This is a genomic window from Isoptericola haloaureus (assembly GCF_036689775.1).
Lineage (GTDB): Bacteria > Actinomycetota > Actinomycetes > Actinomycetales > Cellulomonadaceae > Isoptericola > Isoptericola haloaureus.
The window spans coordinates 394,516-409,377 of sequence record NZ_JBAGLP010000118.1 but is presented as its reverse complement, the minus strand read 5'-3'; the positions used below and the strand labels follow the sequence as shown (position 1 = coordinate 409,377).

Annotated in this window: 15 protein-coding genes and 1 riboswitch; of the genes, 6 read left to right on the top strand and 9 right to left on the bottom strand. The window is 75.7% G+C overall.

The annotated features are described in order from the left end of the window. The 3 genes from V5O49_RS11985 to thiO all read right to left on the bottom strand — a co-directional run bounded on the left by V5O49_RS11985 (position 1) and on the right by thiO (position 2,384). Positions 1-831: a thiazole synthase gene (locus V5O49_RS11985; RefSeq protein WP_332902440.1), complete on the bottom strand. Its 831-nt coding sequence runs from the start codon at positions 829-831 to the stop codon at positions 1-3. Positions 832-840: 9 nt separating this feature from the next. Next, on the bottom strand, positions 841-1,131 hold the full coding sequence (gene thiS / locus V5O49_RS11980) for a sulfur carrier protein ThiS (RefSeq protein ID WP_332902439.1): 291 nt from the start codon (positions 1,129-1,131) through the stop codon (positions 841-843). Further along, on the bottom strand, positions 1,128-2,384 hold the full coding sequence (thiO, locus tag V5O49_RS11975; RefSeq protein ID WP_332902438.1) for a glycine oxidase ThiO: 1,257 nt from the start codon (positions 2,382-2,384) through the stop codon (positions 1,128-1,130). The genes thiS and thiO overlap by 4 nt, the downstream gene beginning before the upstream one ends. Then, positions 2,373-2,474: riboswitch (TPP riboswitch) on the bottom strand. (Overlaps the previous gene by 12 nt.) 38 nt (positions 2,475-2,512) lie before the next feature. On the opposite strand from thiO, the gene thiE reads away from it, so the two are divergent. The 4 genes from thiE to V5O49_RS11955 all read left to right on the top strand — a co-directional run bounded on the left by thiE (position 2,513) and on the right by V5O49_RS11955 (position 6,114). Next, positions 2,513-3,160 (top strand): thiamine phosphate synthase, encoded by a 648-nt coding sequence (thiE, locus tag V5O49_RS11970; RefSeq protein WP_332902437.1) that lies wholly within the window; start codon positions 2,513-2,515, stop codon positions 3,158-3,160. A 46-nt stretch (positions 3,161-3,206) separates the two neighbouring features. Beyond that, a complete protein-coding gene (guaA, locus tag V5O49_RS11965; RefSeq protein WP_332902436.1) occupies positions 3,207-4,826 on the top strand; it encodes a glutamine-hydrolyzing GMP synthase in 1,620 nt (539 codons plus the stop codon). Continuing rightward, on the top strand, positions 4,823-5,512 hold the full coding sequence (locus V5O49_RS11960; RefSeq protein ID WP_332902435.1) for a trimeric intracellular cation channel family protein: 690 nt from the start codon (positions 4,823-4,825) through the stop codon (positions 5,510-5,512). The genes guaA and V5O49_RS11960 overlap by 4 nt, the downstream gene beginning before the upstream one ends. 113 nt (positions 5,513-5,625) lie before the next feature. Then, on the top strand, positions 5,626-6,114 hold the full coding sequence (locus V5O49_RS11955; RefSeq protein ID WP_332902434.1) for an aromatic ring-opening dioxygenase LigA: 489 nt from the start codon (positions 5,626-5,628) through the stop codon (positions 6,112-6,114). A gap of 76 nt (positions 6,115-6,190) precedes the next feature. Here V5O49_RS11955 and V5O49_RS11950 read toward each other — a convergent pair whose 3' ends face one another. After that, on the bottom strand, positions 6,191-6,592 hold the full coding sequence (locus tag V5O49_RS11950; RefSeq protein WP_332902433.1) for a hypothetical protein: 402 nt from the start codon (positions 6,590-6,592) through the stop codon (positions 6,191-6,193). Beyond that, complete coding sequence (locus tag V5O49_RS11945; protein ID WP_332902432.1) at positions 6,589-8,103, bottom strand: PspC domain-containing protein; 1,515 nt, start codon at positions 8,101-8,103, stop codon at positions 6,589-6,591. The genes V5O49_RS11950 and V5O49_RS11945 overlap by 4 nt, the downstream gene beginning before the upstream one ends. Positions 8,104-8,227: 124 nt before the next feature. Between V5O49_RS11945 and V5O49_RS11940 the strand changes: the two genes are divergently transcribed. Both V5O49_RS11940 and V5O49_RS11935 read left to right on the top strand, forming a co-directional pair. After that, positions 8,228-9,526, top strand: a complete 1,299-nt coding sequence (locus V5O49_RS11940; RefSeq protein WP_332902431.1) for an ATP-binding protein — start codon at positions 8,228-8,230, stop codon at positions 9,524-9,526. After that, positions 9,523-10,194 (top strand): response regulator transcription factor, encoded by a 672-nt coding sequence (locus tag V5O49_RS11935; RefSeq protein ID WP_332902430.1) that lies wholly within the window; start codon positions 9,523-9,525, stop codon positions 10,192-10,194. Before V5O49_RS11940 ends, V5O49_RS11935 begins: the two co-directional genes overlap by 4 nt. Positions 10,195-10,224: 30 nt before the next feature. Here the strand turns inward: V5O49_RS11935 and V5O49_RS11930 are convergent, their stop codons facing one another. Genes V5O49_RS11930 through V5O49_RS11915 form a run of 4 tightly spaced genes read right to left on the bottom strand, consistent with a single transcriptional unit; the run spans position 10,225 to position 14,850 of the window. Then, on the bottom strand, positions 10,225-10,932 hold the full coding sequence (locus V5O49_RS11930) for a sirohydrochlorin chelatase (RefSeq protein WP_332902429.1): 708 nt from the start codon (positions 10,930-10,932) through the stop codon (positions 10,225-10,227). A gap of 56 nt (positions 10,933-10,988) precedes the next feature. Beyond that, complete coding sequence (cobA, locus tag V5O49_RS11925; protein WP_332902428.1) at positions 10,989-12,236, bottom strand: uroporphyrinogen-III C-methyltransferase; 1,248 nt, start codon at positions 12,234-12,236, stop codon at positions 10,989-10,991. Further along, positions 12,236-13,126 (bottom strand): phosphoadenylyl-sulfate reductase, encoded by an 891-nt coding sequence (locus V5O49_RS11920; protein ID WP_332902427.1) that lies wholly within the window; start codon positions 13,124-13,126, stop codon positions 12,236-12,238. Before V5O49_RS11920 ends, cobA begins: the two co-directional genes overlap by 1 nt. Next, positions 13,123-14,850: a nitrite/sulfite reductase gene (locus tag V5O49_RS11915; RefSeq protein ID WP_332902426.1), complete on the bottom strand. Its 1,728-nt coding sequence runs from the start codon at positions 14,848-14,850 to the stop codon at positions 13,123-13,125. The genes V5O49_RS11920 and V5O49_RS11915 overlap by 4 nt, the downstream gene beginning before the upstream one ends. Between the last annotated feature and the right edge of the window lie 12 nt (positions 14,851-14,862).

Here is a 14,862-nt window from a genome sequence, read left to right as displayed (position 1 = left end):
CTACAGCGACAGGTCCAGCCGGCCCTCCGCCGGTGAGCTGGCCAGCGCACCCTCGCGCCGCGGGATGCGGCCGGCGCCCGCCGCGAGCCGCCCCGCCTCGGTGGCGAGCCGCATCGCGCGGGCCATGCGCACCGGGTCCTCGGCCCGGGTGACGGCGGTGGCGAGGAGCACGCCGGCGCAGCCGAGCTCCATCGCCAGCGCGGCGTCCGAGGCGGTGCCGATGCCGGCGTCGAGGATCACCGGTACGTGCGCGGCATCGGCGATCGCCTCGATGTTGCGCGGGTTGAGGATGCCCAACCCGGACCCGATCGGCGCGCCGAGAGGCATCACGGCTGCGCAGCCGACGTCCTCCAGGCGACGCGCCAGGATCGGGTCGTCGTTCGTGTAGGGCAGGACGACGAACCCGTCGCGGACGAGCTCCTCGGCGGCCTCGACGAGCCCGACCGGATCCGGGAGGAGCGTGACGTCGTCGGCGATCACCTCGAGCTTGACCCAGCTCGTGCCGCAGGCCTCCCGGGCGAGCTGCGCGGTGAGCACCGCCTCGCGCACCGAGAAGCAGCCGGCCGTGTTCGGCAGGGCGCGGATGCCGAGGCGCTCGAGCAGACCCCAGATCCCGGCGTCCCGGGCCGCCTCGCCGCCGGCGCGCGGCGCGACGCGGCGCATGGCCACCGTCGTCAGGGCGGTGCCGGAGGCGACCAGGGCCTCCTCCAGCGTCAGCAGGTTGGCGGCCCCGCCCGTCCCCATCACCAGCGGGGACGCGATCTCGGTCCCGGCGACGACGAGCGGGGCGCCGACGTCCGTGCGCAGGTCGGTCGTTCCGGTCGTGGTCATGGCTCCTCCTCAGCCGCCCTGGACGGCGGTCACGATCTCGACGCGGTCCCCGGCGCGGACGACGGCGGTCCGCCACGTGCCGTGCGGCACGACGACGTCGTCGACGGCGACGGCGACCCCGCGGGCCACCCCGTCGACGACGTGCCCGGGCACGAGGCGGGTCACCAGCTCGGTGACGGGCAGCTCGCCCGTCGGGCCGAGGTCGTACGGTTCGCCGTTCACCCGGGCGGTGCCCGCGGGGGCGGGGGGACCCGGCGCGGCACGGGCGGCGGGGTCGACGTGCTGGTGCGCGGGGTTCATCGGGGGGCTCCGTCGGGGGTGCGGGGGTCGGGTGCGCGGGGCGGGAACCGGCGGGGGTCCGTCGCCCGCAGGGCGGCGAGCACGGCCGGTGGGTCCGTCGTGGCGACGTCGACGGCGAACCAGGAGCGGGTCAGCCCGGCCACGACGACCTCCGCGGTCAGCGGCGCGAGCAGGATGCCGTTGCGGTAGTGGCCGGTGGCCAGGTGCAGTCCGGGCACGTGCGTCGCGCCCACCAGGGGCAGGTTGTCCGGCGTGGACGGCCGGGCCCGCGGGGTGGCCTCGACCAGCGCGGCCTCGTCGATCGCGGGCAGCAGGGCGCGCGCGTCGCGCAGGAGGGCGAACACACCGCCGGCGGGTGCGCGACGGTCGTCGGGGTTCTCCTCGGAGGTCGCGCCGATCACCAGCTCGCAGTGCCCGGCCCACGGCCCCTCGGTCGCGGGCTCGCGTCCCACGACGTACACGGGCCGCCCCTGGACCAGGCCGCGGACGACGTGGCGCGGCGCCAGCTCGGGGTCCGCCTGCAGCCGCAGCGTGAGGCCCTTGACCGGCCGCACGGGGACCGCCACGCCGGGCACCTCCGCCAGCAGCGGGGCGGACGCCCACCCGGCGGCGACGACGGTCGAGCCGGCGCGGTGCCGGTCGCCGGTGTCGTCGACGGCCCCGACGACCCGGCCGTCCTGCTGCTCGAGCCGGACCGCGGCGCGCGGCACGACGGCGCCGCGGGAGTGGGCGGCCACGACGCGCCAGAGCGCGGCGTGCACGGCCCGGGGGTCGACGGCGTGGTCGCCGGGGACCCAGGCGGCTCCGCGCACGCGCTGGCCGAGCAGCGGTTCGCGCCGGCGCGCCTCGGCGATCGTCAGCTCCTCCGAGGCCACCCCGTGCCGGCCGTGCAGGGCCAGGACCCGGCGCAGCAGGGCGACGTCGGTCTCGTCGTAGCCGAGCGTCAGCGTCCCGGACTCGCGCAGCCCCACGCCCCGGCCCGCGGCGGCCTCCAGGTCGGCGGCGAACGGGAGCCAGCGTGCGGCCCCGGCCAGGTGCAGGTGCAGCGCGGCGTCCTCGGTGAACTCGGCCTCGGTGGCCGGGGCGAGCATGCCCGCGGCGGCGTGCGTGGACCCGTCGCCGGGGTCCGGGTCCAGGACGGTGACGCTCAGGCCGGCCTCGAGGGCCCGCCAGGCCACGGCCAGGCCGATGATGCCGCCGCCGACCACGACGAGGTCGCGGACGCCGTGCGGCGCCGACGAGTGACGGTCCACGGTGCTCCCTTCGCTGGCATGATCCAGATCAGGTTCGACGGTCGGCGCCGTGCGCCCTCTCAGCCCCTGCGGGCTCCCGTGCTCCGGTCACCCTACTCGCCCGTCGACCGTCCCTAGACTCGCTCACGATGACGACTCCCGCTCCTCGCAGCCGCCTCGCCGACGCCCGCCTCTACCTGTGCACCGACGCCCGCGAGGACCGCGGCGACCTGGAGGACTTCCTGCACGCCGCGCTGAGCGGCGGCGTCGACGCGGTCCAGCTGCGCGACAAGTCCCTCGACGTCGCCCGCGAGCTCGAGCTCCAGGCCCTGGTGGCGCGGGTCGCCGCCGAGCACGGCGCGCTGCGGGCGGTCAACGACCGTGCCGACGTGGCCCGGCTCACCGACGCTCCCGCGGTGCACATGGGCCAGGGCGACCTGCCGGTGCCGGCCGTGCGCTCCCTGCTCGGTCCGGGGCCGGTCCTGGGGCGGTCCACGCACTCGGCGGCGCAGGCGGCCGCCGCGGAGGCCGACCCCGACGTCGACTACTTCTGCGTCGGACCCCTGTGGACGACCCCGACCAAGCCCGGTCGGGCCGCCGTCGGGCTCGGCCTGCTGCGCGAGGTGGCCGCCACCGCGCCGACCACGCCGTGGTTCGCCATCGGGGGCATCGACGCCGACCGACTCGACGCCGTCCTCGAGGCCGGGGCGCGGCGGGTCGTGGTCGTGCGGGCGATCACCGGCGCCCCCGACCCCGAGCGGGCCGCCCGCGAGCTGCGCGAGCGGCTCGGGGCGTGACGGGTCGTGGCGGCAGCGGGCACGTGCCGGCGGATAGGATGAGGCGGTGACGTCTCCCGCCACCGCTCCCGCCACCGCATCCGCCCAGGCCGCGCCCCGCCCGGTCCTGGTCGTCGACTTCGGCGCCCAGTACGCCCAGCTCATCGCGCGCCGCGTGCGCGAGGCCAACGTCTACTCCGAGATCGTGCCGCACACGTGGACGCCGGAGCAGATGCTCGCCCGCGACCCCGCCGCGATCATCCTCTCGGGCGGCCCGTCCTCCGTGTACGCCACGGGGGCGCCGTTCGTCGACGCCGAGCTGTTCGACGCCGGGGTGCCCGTGCTGGGCATCTGCTACGGCTTCCAGGCCATGGCGCAGGCGCTCGGCGGCACGGTCGCCCAGACCGGTACCCGCGAGTACGGCGGCACCGAGGTGGAGGTGTGCGAGGCCGGGATGCTGCTCGCCGACACCCCCGTCACCCAGACCACGTGGATGAGCCACGGCGACTCCGTGCACGCGGCGCCCGAGGGCTTCGAGGTGCTCGCGACGTCGTCCGGGTCGCCGGTCGCCGCCTTCGAGGACCGCCGGCGCCGCCTGTACGGCGTGCAGTGGCACCCCGAGGTCAAGCACTCGGCCCACGGGCAGACGGTGCTGGAGCACTTCCTCTACGAGGGCGCGGGCCTGGCACCTGACTGGACGCCCGACAACGTCATCGCCGACCAGGTCGCCGCGATCCGCGCGCAGGTGGGCGACGCCCGGGTCATCTGCGGTCTGTCCGGCGGCGTGGACTCCTCGGTCGCCGCCGCGCTGGTGCAGCGCGCGGTGGGGGACCAGCTCACCTGCGTGTTCGTCGACCACGGCCTCCTGCGCGAGGGCGAGGTGGAGCAGGTCGAGCGCGACTTCGTGGCCGCGACGGGCGTCAACCTGGTGGTGCGCGACGAGCGCAAGCGCTTCCTGGAGGCCCTGGAGGGCCACAGCGACCCGGAGACGAAGCGCAAGATCATCGGCCGCGAGTTCATCCGCGTCTTCGAGGACGCCGCCCGCGACATCGTCGCCGAGGGGCACGAGCACGCCGTGCACGGCGAGGGTTCCGAGGTGCGGTTCCTCGTGCAGGGCACCCTCTACCCCGACGTGGTCGAGTCGGGCGGCGGTGAGGGCGCGGCCAACATCAAGAGCCACCACAACGTGGGCGGCCTGCCCGACGACCTGCAGTTCGACCTGGTCGAGCCGCTGCGCACCCTGTTCAAGGACGAGGTGCGGGCCGTCGGCCGCGAGCTCGGCGTCCCGGAGCCGATCGTCGCCCGGCAGCCTTTCCCGGGGCCCGGCCTGGGCATCCGCATCATCGGCGAGGTGACGGCCGAGCGGCTCGAGATCCTGCGCCGGGCCGACGCCGTCGCCCGCGAGGAGCTGACGAAGGCCGGGCTCGACGGCGAGATCTGGCAGTGCCCGGTGGTGCTGCTGGCCGACGTGCGCTCGGTGGGCGTCCAGGGTGACGGCCGGACCTACGGGCACCCGGTCGTGCTGCGTCCCGTCTCCAGCGAGGACGCCATGACGGCCGACTGGACGCGCATGCCGTACGACGTGCTGTCGACGATCTCCACGCGCATCACCAACGAGGTCAGCGAGGTGAACCGGGTGGTCCTCGACGTGACGAGCAAGCCCCCGGGCACCATCGAGTGGGAGTGACCGGGCAGCTCGCGACGGCCGTCCTGACCGAGTCCGACACGGTCGCCGCGACGCTGGGCGTCGTGCAGCGCGTGCTGGAGTACCTCGGCACCGTCGCCTTCGCGATCTCCGGTGCCTTCGCCGCCGGCCGCAAGCAGATGGACCTCGTCGGCGTCGTCGCGCTCGGTGCGACCGTGGCGGTGGGTGGCGGCACCCTGCGGGACCTCCTGCTCGGCGAGACGCCCGTCTTCTGGGTCACCGAGCCGACGTTCCTGCTCGTCGGCGCGGCGACGGCCCTGCTGGTGGTGCCGCTGGCGCGCACCCGGACGCTCGACGTGCTGCGACGGCTGCAGGTCATCGAGGTCTCCGACGCCGCCGGCATGGCCCTGTTCGTCGTCATCGGCACGAACGTGGCGCTGTCCGCCGGGGCGAGCGCGGTCTCGGCGGCGGTCGTCGGCGTGGTGGCCGGCGTCGGCGGTGGCGTGTTCCGCGACGTGCTGGCCAACGAGCTGCCCGAGGTGCTGAGCAACGCCCAGTTCTACGCCACCGCGGCGCTGCTCGGCGCGGCGGTGCACCTGGGTCTGCTGGAGCTCGACGTCGACCCGGCGGTCGTGTTCTGGGTGCCGATCGCGGTGATCCTCACCGTGCGCCTGCTGGCGGTCCGTCTCGGCTGGGGCATGCCCACGTTCACCGTCGCGGGTGAATGACCGGCCGATCAGCCGTGTGACCTAGGGTTTCGCCGCGACGCGCGCGGGTCGGTCGCGGTACGTTGACGAGCAGGGGCATCAACCATCGCACGAGTGCAACGAGAGGCAGTCTCATGTCCAGCTCTGTCACCGTCCGACCCGCCAAGGGTGTCCGCGGCATCGGGATCGTGTCCATCGTCGCCGGCATCATCATGATCATCGCCGGCGTCGTCGTCTGGTTCATCGTCTCGTCGACCCTGTCCGACGAGCAGATCACCGTCTCGGAGGACGCCAGCATGGCGGCCGGCCAGGAGGTCGCCGGACCGTTCACCGCGTACGCCCAGGCCGACATCATCAACCAGCACGCGATGGAGGCCTCGGGCGGGATGACCTACGCCCAGCTCGACCAGGAGGACCCGACGCGTGACACCGTCATGAACGCGTCGTTCCTGCGGGCCTCGCTGTTCACGTCGGTCGTCGCCTTCGGCGTCTGCGCCCTGGTGATCGGCCTGGGCGTGATGTTCATCCTCGTCGGCTACGCGTTCAGTCGCCTGGGAGGCAGCTCCTCGGCGGCGGTCGTCTCCACCCCCACGGGTGGTCCCACGTCGACCTCGACCGCCTGAGCCCCGGGTCCCGGACCCGCCGAGCGACGACGGGCCGGCACACCGCACGGTGTGCCGGCCCGTCGTGCGTCCGGTGTCAGGACGGGGTGCGGCGGCGCCGTCGTGCGGCGCCGACGACCGAGCCGACCACGAGCACGAGTCCGGCGGCGCCGAGCAGGAGGATCGCGGCCAGTTGGGCGTCGACGCTCGCCCCGGCCGTCCGGGCGAGCAGCCCGACGGCGACGGCGATCACGACGACGCCCCACACGACGGTGCTGCCGCGCGGCCCCGTGCGCACCGGCGGCGCGCCGGGGACCGGTGCCGTGCCGGTCGACGTGCCGGCAGCCGACGGGGCCGGGTCCGCCGTGGCGGGCGACCCCGCGTGCGGCGGGCCGTCGGCGGCCGTCGCTGCGGTGTCCTGCGGGATCTCGACGGTCGGGTGGTCCTGCCGTGGGGTGTCGGGCTCGTCGCCCGGGGTGCGGTACGGCTCGGTGCTCATCGGTCCTCCTCGATGACGATCTCTCCGGCACGGGCGTCGACGTCGAGCAGCAGCACGGCGCCGCCCGCGGTGTCCACCTCGTCGGTCGTGTAGGTGGCGGGGCCGCCGCTGAACCCGTCGACGGTGCGGTACTCGCCCTCGACGTCCCAGACGAACCGGCCGGCGCTGACGTCGACCGACGCCGTCACGGCCGTGTCGGCCGGGATCTCGACGACGGTGCGTCCGGCGGTCATCTCGATGGGTACCTCGACGGGGGACCCGGGCACGACGTCGGTGAGGTCGAGCTCGGTGAGGTCCACCCGGGCCTCACCGAACTGCACGCGGATCCCGTCCTCGGCCGCGGCCACGGACCGGGGCGTGACCACCCCGGAGCTCAGGGCGGTGCCGGACGAGGTCGTGACCTGCGCCCCGTCGTCCCACGGCCACTCGTCCCACCACGCGCTGCGGTCGGCGAAGGGCCACGTCAGCGCGGTCGCGACGATGCCGAGGACCGCGAACGCGGTCAGCCAGCCGCCCCGCCGTCCGCGCAGGCCCGTGACGACCAGGGCGGCTCCCACGACGCCGACGGTGATCCCCAGCCACAGCCCCCACACGGGGACCGTCAGCCCGGCCACGACGTCGGCCGCGAGCAGGGCGGCACCCACGAGCAGGGACAGCCCGACCACGACCCCCACGGTCCCGGCGCCGGCCGGACGGACCACGGGCCGCGGAGCGGGGGGCGGCCCGGACCACGCGGGACCGGTCGGCCCGGTCGGCCCGGCCGGGCCCGCCGGGCCCGCCGGACCCGCCGGGCCCGACGGGGCTCCGGCGGTGGGGCCCGCCGCCGCCGGGGCGGTCGGTCCCGCCGGCGGCGCCGGCGCGTAGTGGACCCGGGGCGCGGGCTCGAACCCGGTGGACTCGGAGGCCGTCGGCGCGGACGCGGCGGTCGGCGCACCGGGCGCACCGGGCGCCCCCGGGGCCGCCGAGGGCCCGGGCGGTGCCACGGCCTCGGCGCGCTCCCGCTGCCGGGACCGGACCAGCCGGACGACCAGCCAGACGACGGCCACCCAGAAGGCGATCCAGAACAGTGCGGCGATCCACTCGGGGAACCCGCCCCACCAGGGCCAGATCCCGCCGCCCCAGCCGATGCCCAGCACGACCGCCAGCGCGCCGCCCAGGACGGCCACGTCGAACGTGCCGTGGATCGCCTCCTGCAGGTGGATCCGCCCGTCGGACCGCTCGGGCAGCAGCAGCCAGGCGACGCCGTAGAGCACGAGCCCGGCCCCGGTGACGAAGAAGCTGAGGACGAGCAGCCCGCGCACCAGCAGCGGGTCGAGGCCGAACCGGTCGGCCACGCCGGCGGCGACGCCGCCGACCCAGCGGTCCTCGGACCGGCTCACGCCCATCCGGCGCAACGAGTCGAAGAAGCCGTCGCCGGCAGGGCGGGGCGGCGGGGGAGCGGCTCCCGGACCGGGGTCGCCGGCGGGGCCGGTGCCGCCGTCCGGGGGTGGTGGGGTCTCGTTCGTGGTCATGTCTCCATGCTGCTCCCGCGCGGTCCGTCCCGGCATCGGGGGTGCCCCTGAACCGACCCTGATTCGGCCGGGCGCGACCCCGGATCCGGCGCGGGCCGGCACCCTGACGTGCCACGATCAGGGGGTGACATCACCCGGTCCCGACCGCCTGCCGCTGCGCCGCCCCCGCCAGGGACGGTGGGTCGGCGGCGTGTGCGCCGGGGTCGCCGCGCACGTCGGTGCGCCGGTGTGGGCGGTCCGGCTGGCGATGGTCCTGCTGGCCCTCTCCGGCGGCATGGGCCTGGTCCTGTACGCCTTCTGGTGGGTCACGGTGCCGGCAGGTGACCCGCACGACGCGGCGGCGGCTGCCCGGCCCGCCGCCGTCACGCGGCTGGCGCCCCGGCTGCGGCGCACGGGCACCGTCCAGGCGCTGTCGCGCCGCGACGTGCTGGTGGGCGTCCTGCTGCTCGGCGGCGCGCTGGTCCTGGTCGCCGTGCGTGCCGGCTGGGACCTGCCCTCGACCTGGCTCCCCCTGCTCATCGTGGGCGGCGGTGCGGTCCTGGCCTGGAGCCAGCTCGACGCCGTCCAGCGGGCCCGCGCGGGCGACGTGCCGACGTCGCGGTCCGGGATGCTGCTGCGACTGGCCGGCGGCCTCGTGCTGGTCACCGCGGGCGTGCTGCTGCTGTTCGTCCAGGGCACCCCGCCCGGTGAGCTGCTCACCGTCACGCTGGCCTCGCTGGCCGTGCTCGTGGGCGTGGCCCTGGTGCTGGCCCCGTGGTGGCTTCGCCTGGTCCGGGAGCTCGGGGACGAGCGGGCCGCCCGTGCGCGGGAGGCCGAACGGGCGGACATCGCCGCCCACCTGCACGACTCGGTGCTGCAGACGCTGTCCCTCATCCGCGCCCGGGCCCGAGACCCCGAGGAGGTGGCCCGGATGGCGCGCGCCCAGGAGCGCGAGCTGCGCGAGTGGCTGTACGACGACCGGCCCGCCGAGGGCACGTCGCTGGCCGCCGAGCTGCGCTCCCTGGTGGGGGAGGTCGAGGACGGCCGCGCCGCCGAGATCGAGACCGTCGCCGTCGGCGACTGCCCGCCGACCGAGACCACGACCGCGCTGCTGCAGGCCACCCGCGAGGCCCTGGTCAACGCCGTCGTGCACGGTGCCGCGCCCGTCACCGTCTACCTGGAGGTGACCGACGCCGCGGTCGAGGTGTTCGTGCGCGACCGGGGCGACGGGTTCGACGTGGACGACGTCGCGCCCGACCGGTTCGGCGTGCGCGAGTCGATCCTCGGCCGGGTCCGGCGTCGCGGCGGGACCGCCGAGGTGACCAGCCGGCCCGGCTGGGGCACCGAGGTGCACCTGCTCGTGCCGCGCACGGCCGACGCACGCACCAACCCGTCGCCCGACTCGGCGTCGTCCGCCCCCGAGACCGAAGGAGCCCGGTCATGACCAGCCCTGCCACCGAGACGCCGGTACCGGTGGTCCTCGTCGACGACCACCACATGTTCCGCACCGGCGTCCGCGCGAGCCTCGACGGGCGGGTCCGCGTCGTCGGGGAGGCGGCGGACGTCGACGAGGCGGTCGCCGTCGTGCACGAGCACCGGCCCCCGGTGGTGCTGCTCGACGTCCACCTGCCCGGCGGCGACGGCGGGGGCGGTGCCGAGGTGGTGCGCCGCTGCGCCGACCTGCTCGCCGGGACGCGGTTCCTCGCGCTGTCGGTGTCCGACGCCGCCGAGGACGTCGTGGCGGTGATCCGCTCGGGGGCACGGGGCTACGTCACCAAGAACATCTCGGCGTCCGACCTGTCGGCCGCCGTGGTGCGGGTGGCCGGCGGGGACGCCGTGTTCTCCCCACGGCTGGCCGGGTTCGTGCTCGACGCGTTCGGCACGGCGGCGGGCGACGTCGCGGTGGCCGACGACGAGCTCGACCGCCTCTCGAAGCGCGAGCAGCAGGTCATGCGGCTCATCGCCCGCGGGTACACCTACCGCGAGGTCGCCGCGGACCTGTTCATCTCGGTCAAGACCGTGGAGACCCACGTCTCGGCCGTGCTGCGCAAGCTGCAGCTGTCGAACCGCAACGAGCTCACCCGGTGGGCGGCGGCGCGACGGCTGCTCTGAGCACCGGGGTGCGGCGGGGACGGCGGCTCCTCAGCGTGCGGCGCGGTACCGGTCGACCACGATCTCGACCAGCTCCGGGGGCGCCGGGGCGTCGGCCGGCAGCAGCGGCGGCGTCGTGAGGTCGCCACCGGCGCGCTCGGCCAGCGTCTGGAAGTAGCCCGGCGCGATGAGGTAGCTCGCGGTGACGATCCGGGTGTCCGGGTGCTCGAGGCGGACGGACCCGACGACGTCGGCGAGCTGCGGGGTGGCGTTGGCGAGGTAGCCGACGCGGACCGGGTGCCCGGTGCGCTCGGCGAGCAGGATCCCGGTGCGCTCGCAGTCGGCGACCGCCCGGGCGTCGGACGACCCGGCCGCGGCGAGGACGATGACGTCGCCCTCGGTCAGCCCCGCCTCGACGAGCCGGCGCTCGAGCAGGTCCACCAGCCGGGTGTCGGGGCCGAGGGCTCCGGCGAGCGTGACGTGCTGACCGCCCGCGACGGCTGCGTCGACGTCCTCGGTCAGGTCGACGTGCACGTGGAAGCCGGCCGAGAGCAGCAGCGGCACGAGCACCGTGGAGGTCTCGCGCAGGTCGGCCAGGCACGTCGGGACGTCGGGCTGCTGGACGTCCACGAAACCGGCCCGGACCGGGGCCTCGCCGTCCAGCCGGTCGGCCACGGCGTCGACGAGTCCCGCGACGGCGGACGCGCCGACGTCGGAGGACGTGCCGTGGGAGATCGCGAGAAGCGTCGGGGCTGCCATGGTGGGCACGCTACGCGTCGGATCGTTCGTCCCCGTGTCGACCGTGTCACCGCGTGTCACGACTCGCTCACACCCTCGGCGGCCGCGGCGTGAGCCGCCCAGGCCGGCGACAGCCGGACGACGTCGCCGACGACGGTCACGGCGGGCGGGCGGACCTCGGCCGCGGCGGCCCGCTCGGCGATGTCGGCCAGCGTGCCGACGGTGGTCCGCTGGCGCGGTCCGAAGCCGTCCTCGACCACCGCGACGGGAGTGTCGGCCGGGCGGCCGGCCTCGACCAGCGCCCGGGTGGTCGAGGCGAGCCGGGTGACGCCCATGAGCAGCACCAGGGTGTGCTCCGGACCACCGGGCACGGAGGCGACGGCCTCGTGCGCGGTCAGCACGCTGAACCCGGCCGCCACCCCGCGGTGCGTCACCGGGATCCCGGCCGCGGCGGGGACGGAGACGGCCGAGGTCACGCCTGGCACCACCTCGACGTCGAGCCCGGCCGCGCGGCAGGCGGCGAGCTCCTCGCCGCCGCGTCCCAGCACGTACGGGTCGCCCCCCTTGAGGCGGACGACCTGCCGGCCGGCGAGGGCGTGCTCGACGAGCAGCTCGTTGATGCGCTCCTGCGGCACCGGGTGGTTCCCGGCGGTCTTGCCCACGTCGATCACCTCGACGTCGTCGGCGAGCGTGGTCAGGACGCTGCGCGGGGCGAGCCGGTCGACGACGACGACGTCGGCGCTCGCCAGGAGGCGCCGGCCGCGTCCGGTGAGCAGCCCGGGGTCCCCGGGGCCGCCGCCGACCAGGGCCACCCGGCCGGGGCCCGGTGCGTCCGTCGGCCGGACGCGGCGCAGCGGCAGCTCCCCGGCGTCCAGGGCCGCCGCGACGCCGTCGCGCAGCCGGGCGGCACGGCGCGGGTCACGACCGGCGTGCACGGAGACGACCACGTCGCCCTCCGGCCCGGGCAGCCCGGCCGAGGCGGGGACCCAGGCCGTGGCAGCCGCGGCGTCGGCGGCGACGACGCAGAAGGTCTGCTGCGCCTCGGCGTCGGCCGCCACGGCCCGGTCGACGTCCTCGACGCCGGTGGCGGTGTGCACGACCCACGCGCCGTCCAGGTCACCGGACCGGTAGGCGCGGGCCGCGTGCTCCACCGTCCCGGCGGCGGCCGCGGCGGCCAGCTCGTCGTCGAGGACGGGGGCCACCACCCGGACGCGCGCCCCGGCCTCGAGCAGGCCGCGGACGCGGCGGGCCGCGACCGGCCCGCCGCCGACGACGACGACGAGCCGGTCGCGCACGCGCAGGCCCAGGGGGTACAGGTCGCTCATCAGATGTGCAGACCGCACTCGGACTTGTCCGCCCCCGCCCAGCGCCCGGCGCGGGCGTCCTCGCCGGGTCCGACGCGACGGGTGCACGGTTCGCAGCCGATCGACGGGTACCCGTCGTTGAGCAGCGGGTTGACGGTCAGCCCGTGCCGCAGCGCGTAGCCGACCAGCTGGTCGTCGCTCCAGCCGGCGATCGGGTTGATCTTGACCAGGTTGTTCGAGGCGTCCCACGAGACGAGCTCGGCGGTGGCGCGCGAGGCGGAGTCCGCACGCCGGACGCCCGTGGCCCACGCCTCGTACCCGGACAGCACCCGGCGCATCGGCTCCACCTTGCGCATGCGGCAGCAGGCCTCGGGGTCGCGGGCGAACAGGTCCGGGCCGTAGGCGTCGTCCTGCTCGGCGACGCTGAGCAGCGGCCGCACGTCCACCACGGTGACGTCGAGGGAGTGCGCGACGGCGTCGCGCGTCCCGATCGTCTCCGCGAAGTGGTAGCCGGTCTCGCCGAACAGCACGTCCACCCAGGGGAGCTGGGCGCTGACCAGCGCCGCCAGCACGGAGTCCGTCATCGAGGACGCCACCGCGAGGGAGTCGCCGAACTCGGCCACCGCCCAGGCGATGACCTCCTCGGCAGTCGCCTCGTCCGTGGAGCCCGGTCCGGACCCGCCGAGCTCGCGGCGACCACGCTCGGCGATCTGCGACAGCTCGACGTCCGAGCGCCGGCGACGCTCCCGACCGTCGACACGGGCGTTGCGGCGGGCCCGGGACATCTCCCGCTCGGCGGCGCGGCGGCGTGCTTCCGCGGCGGCGTCGGCGAGGGACGAGGCCCCGGCGGGAGCCGTGGAGGTGGCCGCTGAGGTGGGGCCGACCCCGAGGGAGACCGGTACGGCCGTCACTGCAGCACCTCCTCGTCCGCCCGGTGGGCCCACTCGGCGAACGACTCGCCGTCGCTGCGGTCCGCCGCGTAGCGGCGCACCACGCGCTCGACGTAGTCGGCGACCTCGGTGGCCGGGACCTTCAGGCCGCGCACCGTGCGGCCGAGGCCGCCGGCGTCGTGGCCCTGCCCCGCGAGGCTGCCGCCCAGGTGCACCTGGAAGCCCGCCATCTGCTCGCCGTCGACGGTGATGATCTGGCCCTTGAGACCGATGTCGGCGGTCTGGATGCGGGCGCAGGAGTTGGGGCAGCCGTTGACGTTGAGCGAGATCGGCCGGTCGAGCTGCTCGGCGTGCTCGTCCAGGCGCTGCTCCAGCTCGGCGATGACGCCGGCGGCGGTGTCCTTGGTGTCGACGATGGCGAGCTTGCAGAACTCGATGCCCGTGCAGGCGATCGTGTTGCGGCGGAACAGCGAGGGCCGTGCCGTCAGGCCCAGCGGCTCGAGGCCGTCGACCAGCTCGTCGACACGGTCGGCGGGCACGCCGAGGACCACGACCTTCTGGTGGGCGGTGAGTCGTGCCGAGCGGGCGCCGACCGACTCGACGAGGTCGGCCAGGCCGGTCAGCGTGCCGCCGCCGACGCGGCCGACGACGGGGGCGGCGCCCACGTAGTAGTCGCCGTCCTTCTGCTCGTGGACACCGACGTGGTCGCCCGGGCGGGTCGCCGGGGCCGGGGGCGGGCCGTCGGGCAGCGCGTACCCGAGGTACTCGGTCTCGAGAACCTCCCTGAAACGCTCGGGACCCCAGTCCTTGAGCAGGAACTTCAAGCGGGCCTTGTTCCGCAGCCGGCGGTAGCCGTAGTCGCGGAAGATGCGGATGACGCCGTACCAGACGTCGGGTGCCTGCTCGGCGGTGACGAAGACGCCGAGGCGCTCGCCGAGGCGCGGGGCGGTGGACAGCCCGCCGCCGACCCACAGGTCGAAGCCGGCGCCGAGCTCGGGGTGCTCCACGCCCACCAGGGAGATGTCGTTGATCTCGTGCACGACGTCGAGGCTCGGGTGGCCCGAGATGGCCGTCTTGAACTTGCGCGGCAGGTTCGCGAGCTCCGGGTCGCCGATGTGCCGCCGCTTGATCTCGTCGATGACGGGCGTGGCGTCGATGATCTCGTCGGTGGCGATCCCGGCGACGGGGCTGCCCAGGAACGCGCGCGGGGAGTCGCCGCACGCCGTCGTCGTCTCGAGGCCGACCGTGTCGAGGCGGCGCCAGATCTCCGGCATGCTCTCGATCTCGATCCAGTGGTACTGGATGTTCTGCCGGTCGGTGATGTCCGCGGTGCCGCGGCCGAACTCGTCCGAGATCTCGCCGAGGACGCGCAGGGCGGCCGGCGTCAGCTCGGCGCCGTCGGTGCGCACGCGCAGCATGAAGTAGCGGTCCTCGAGCTCGTGCGGCTCGAGGGTGGCGGTGCGGCCGCCGTCGATGCCGGGCTTGCGCTGGGTGTACAGGCCCCACCAGCGGAAACGGCCGTGCAGGTCGTCGTCGGCGATGGAGTCGAAGCCGTCGCGCGCGTAGGTCGACTCGATGCGCTCGCGCACCTCGAGCGGCGGGCCGGCCTGCTTGAACTCCTCGTTGTGGTTCAGCGGGGTGGTGCCGTCGATCTTCCACTGGCCGTTCGGCTTCGGGGCGCGGGCGGGCCGCGCCGGGCGACCGGCAGCGTTCGGCGGCGCGGGAGGATTGGTCTGCGTCGTCATCTGGGGGGAGTT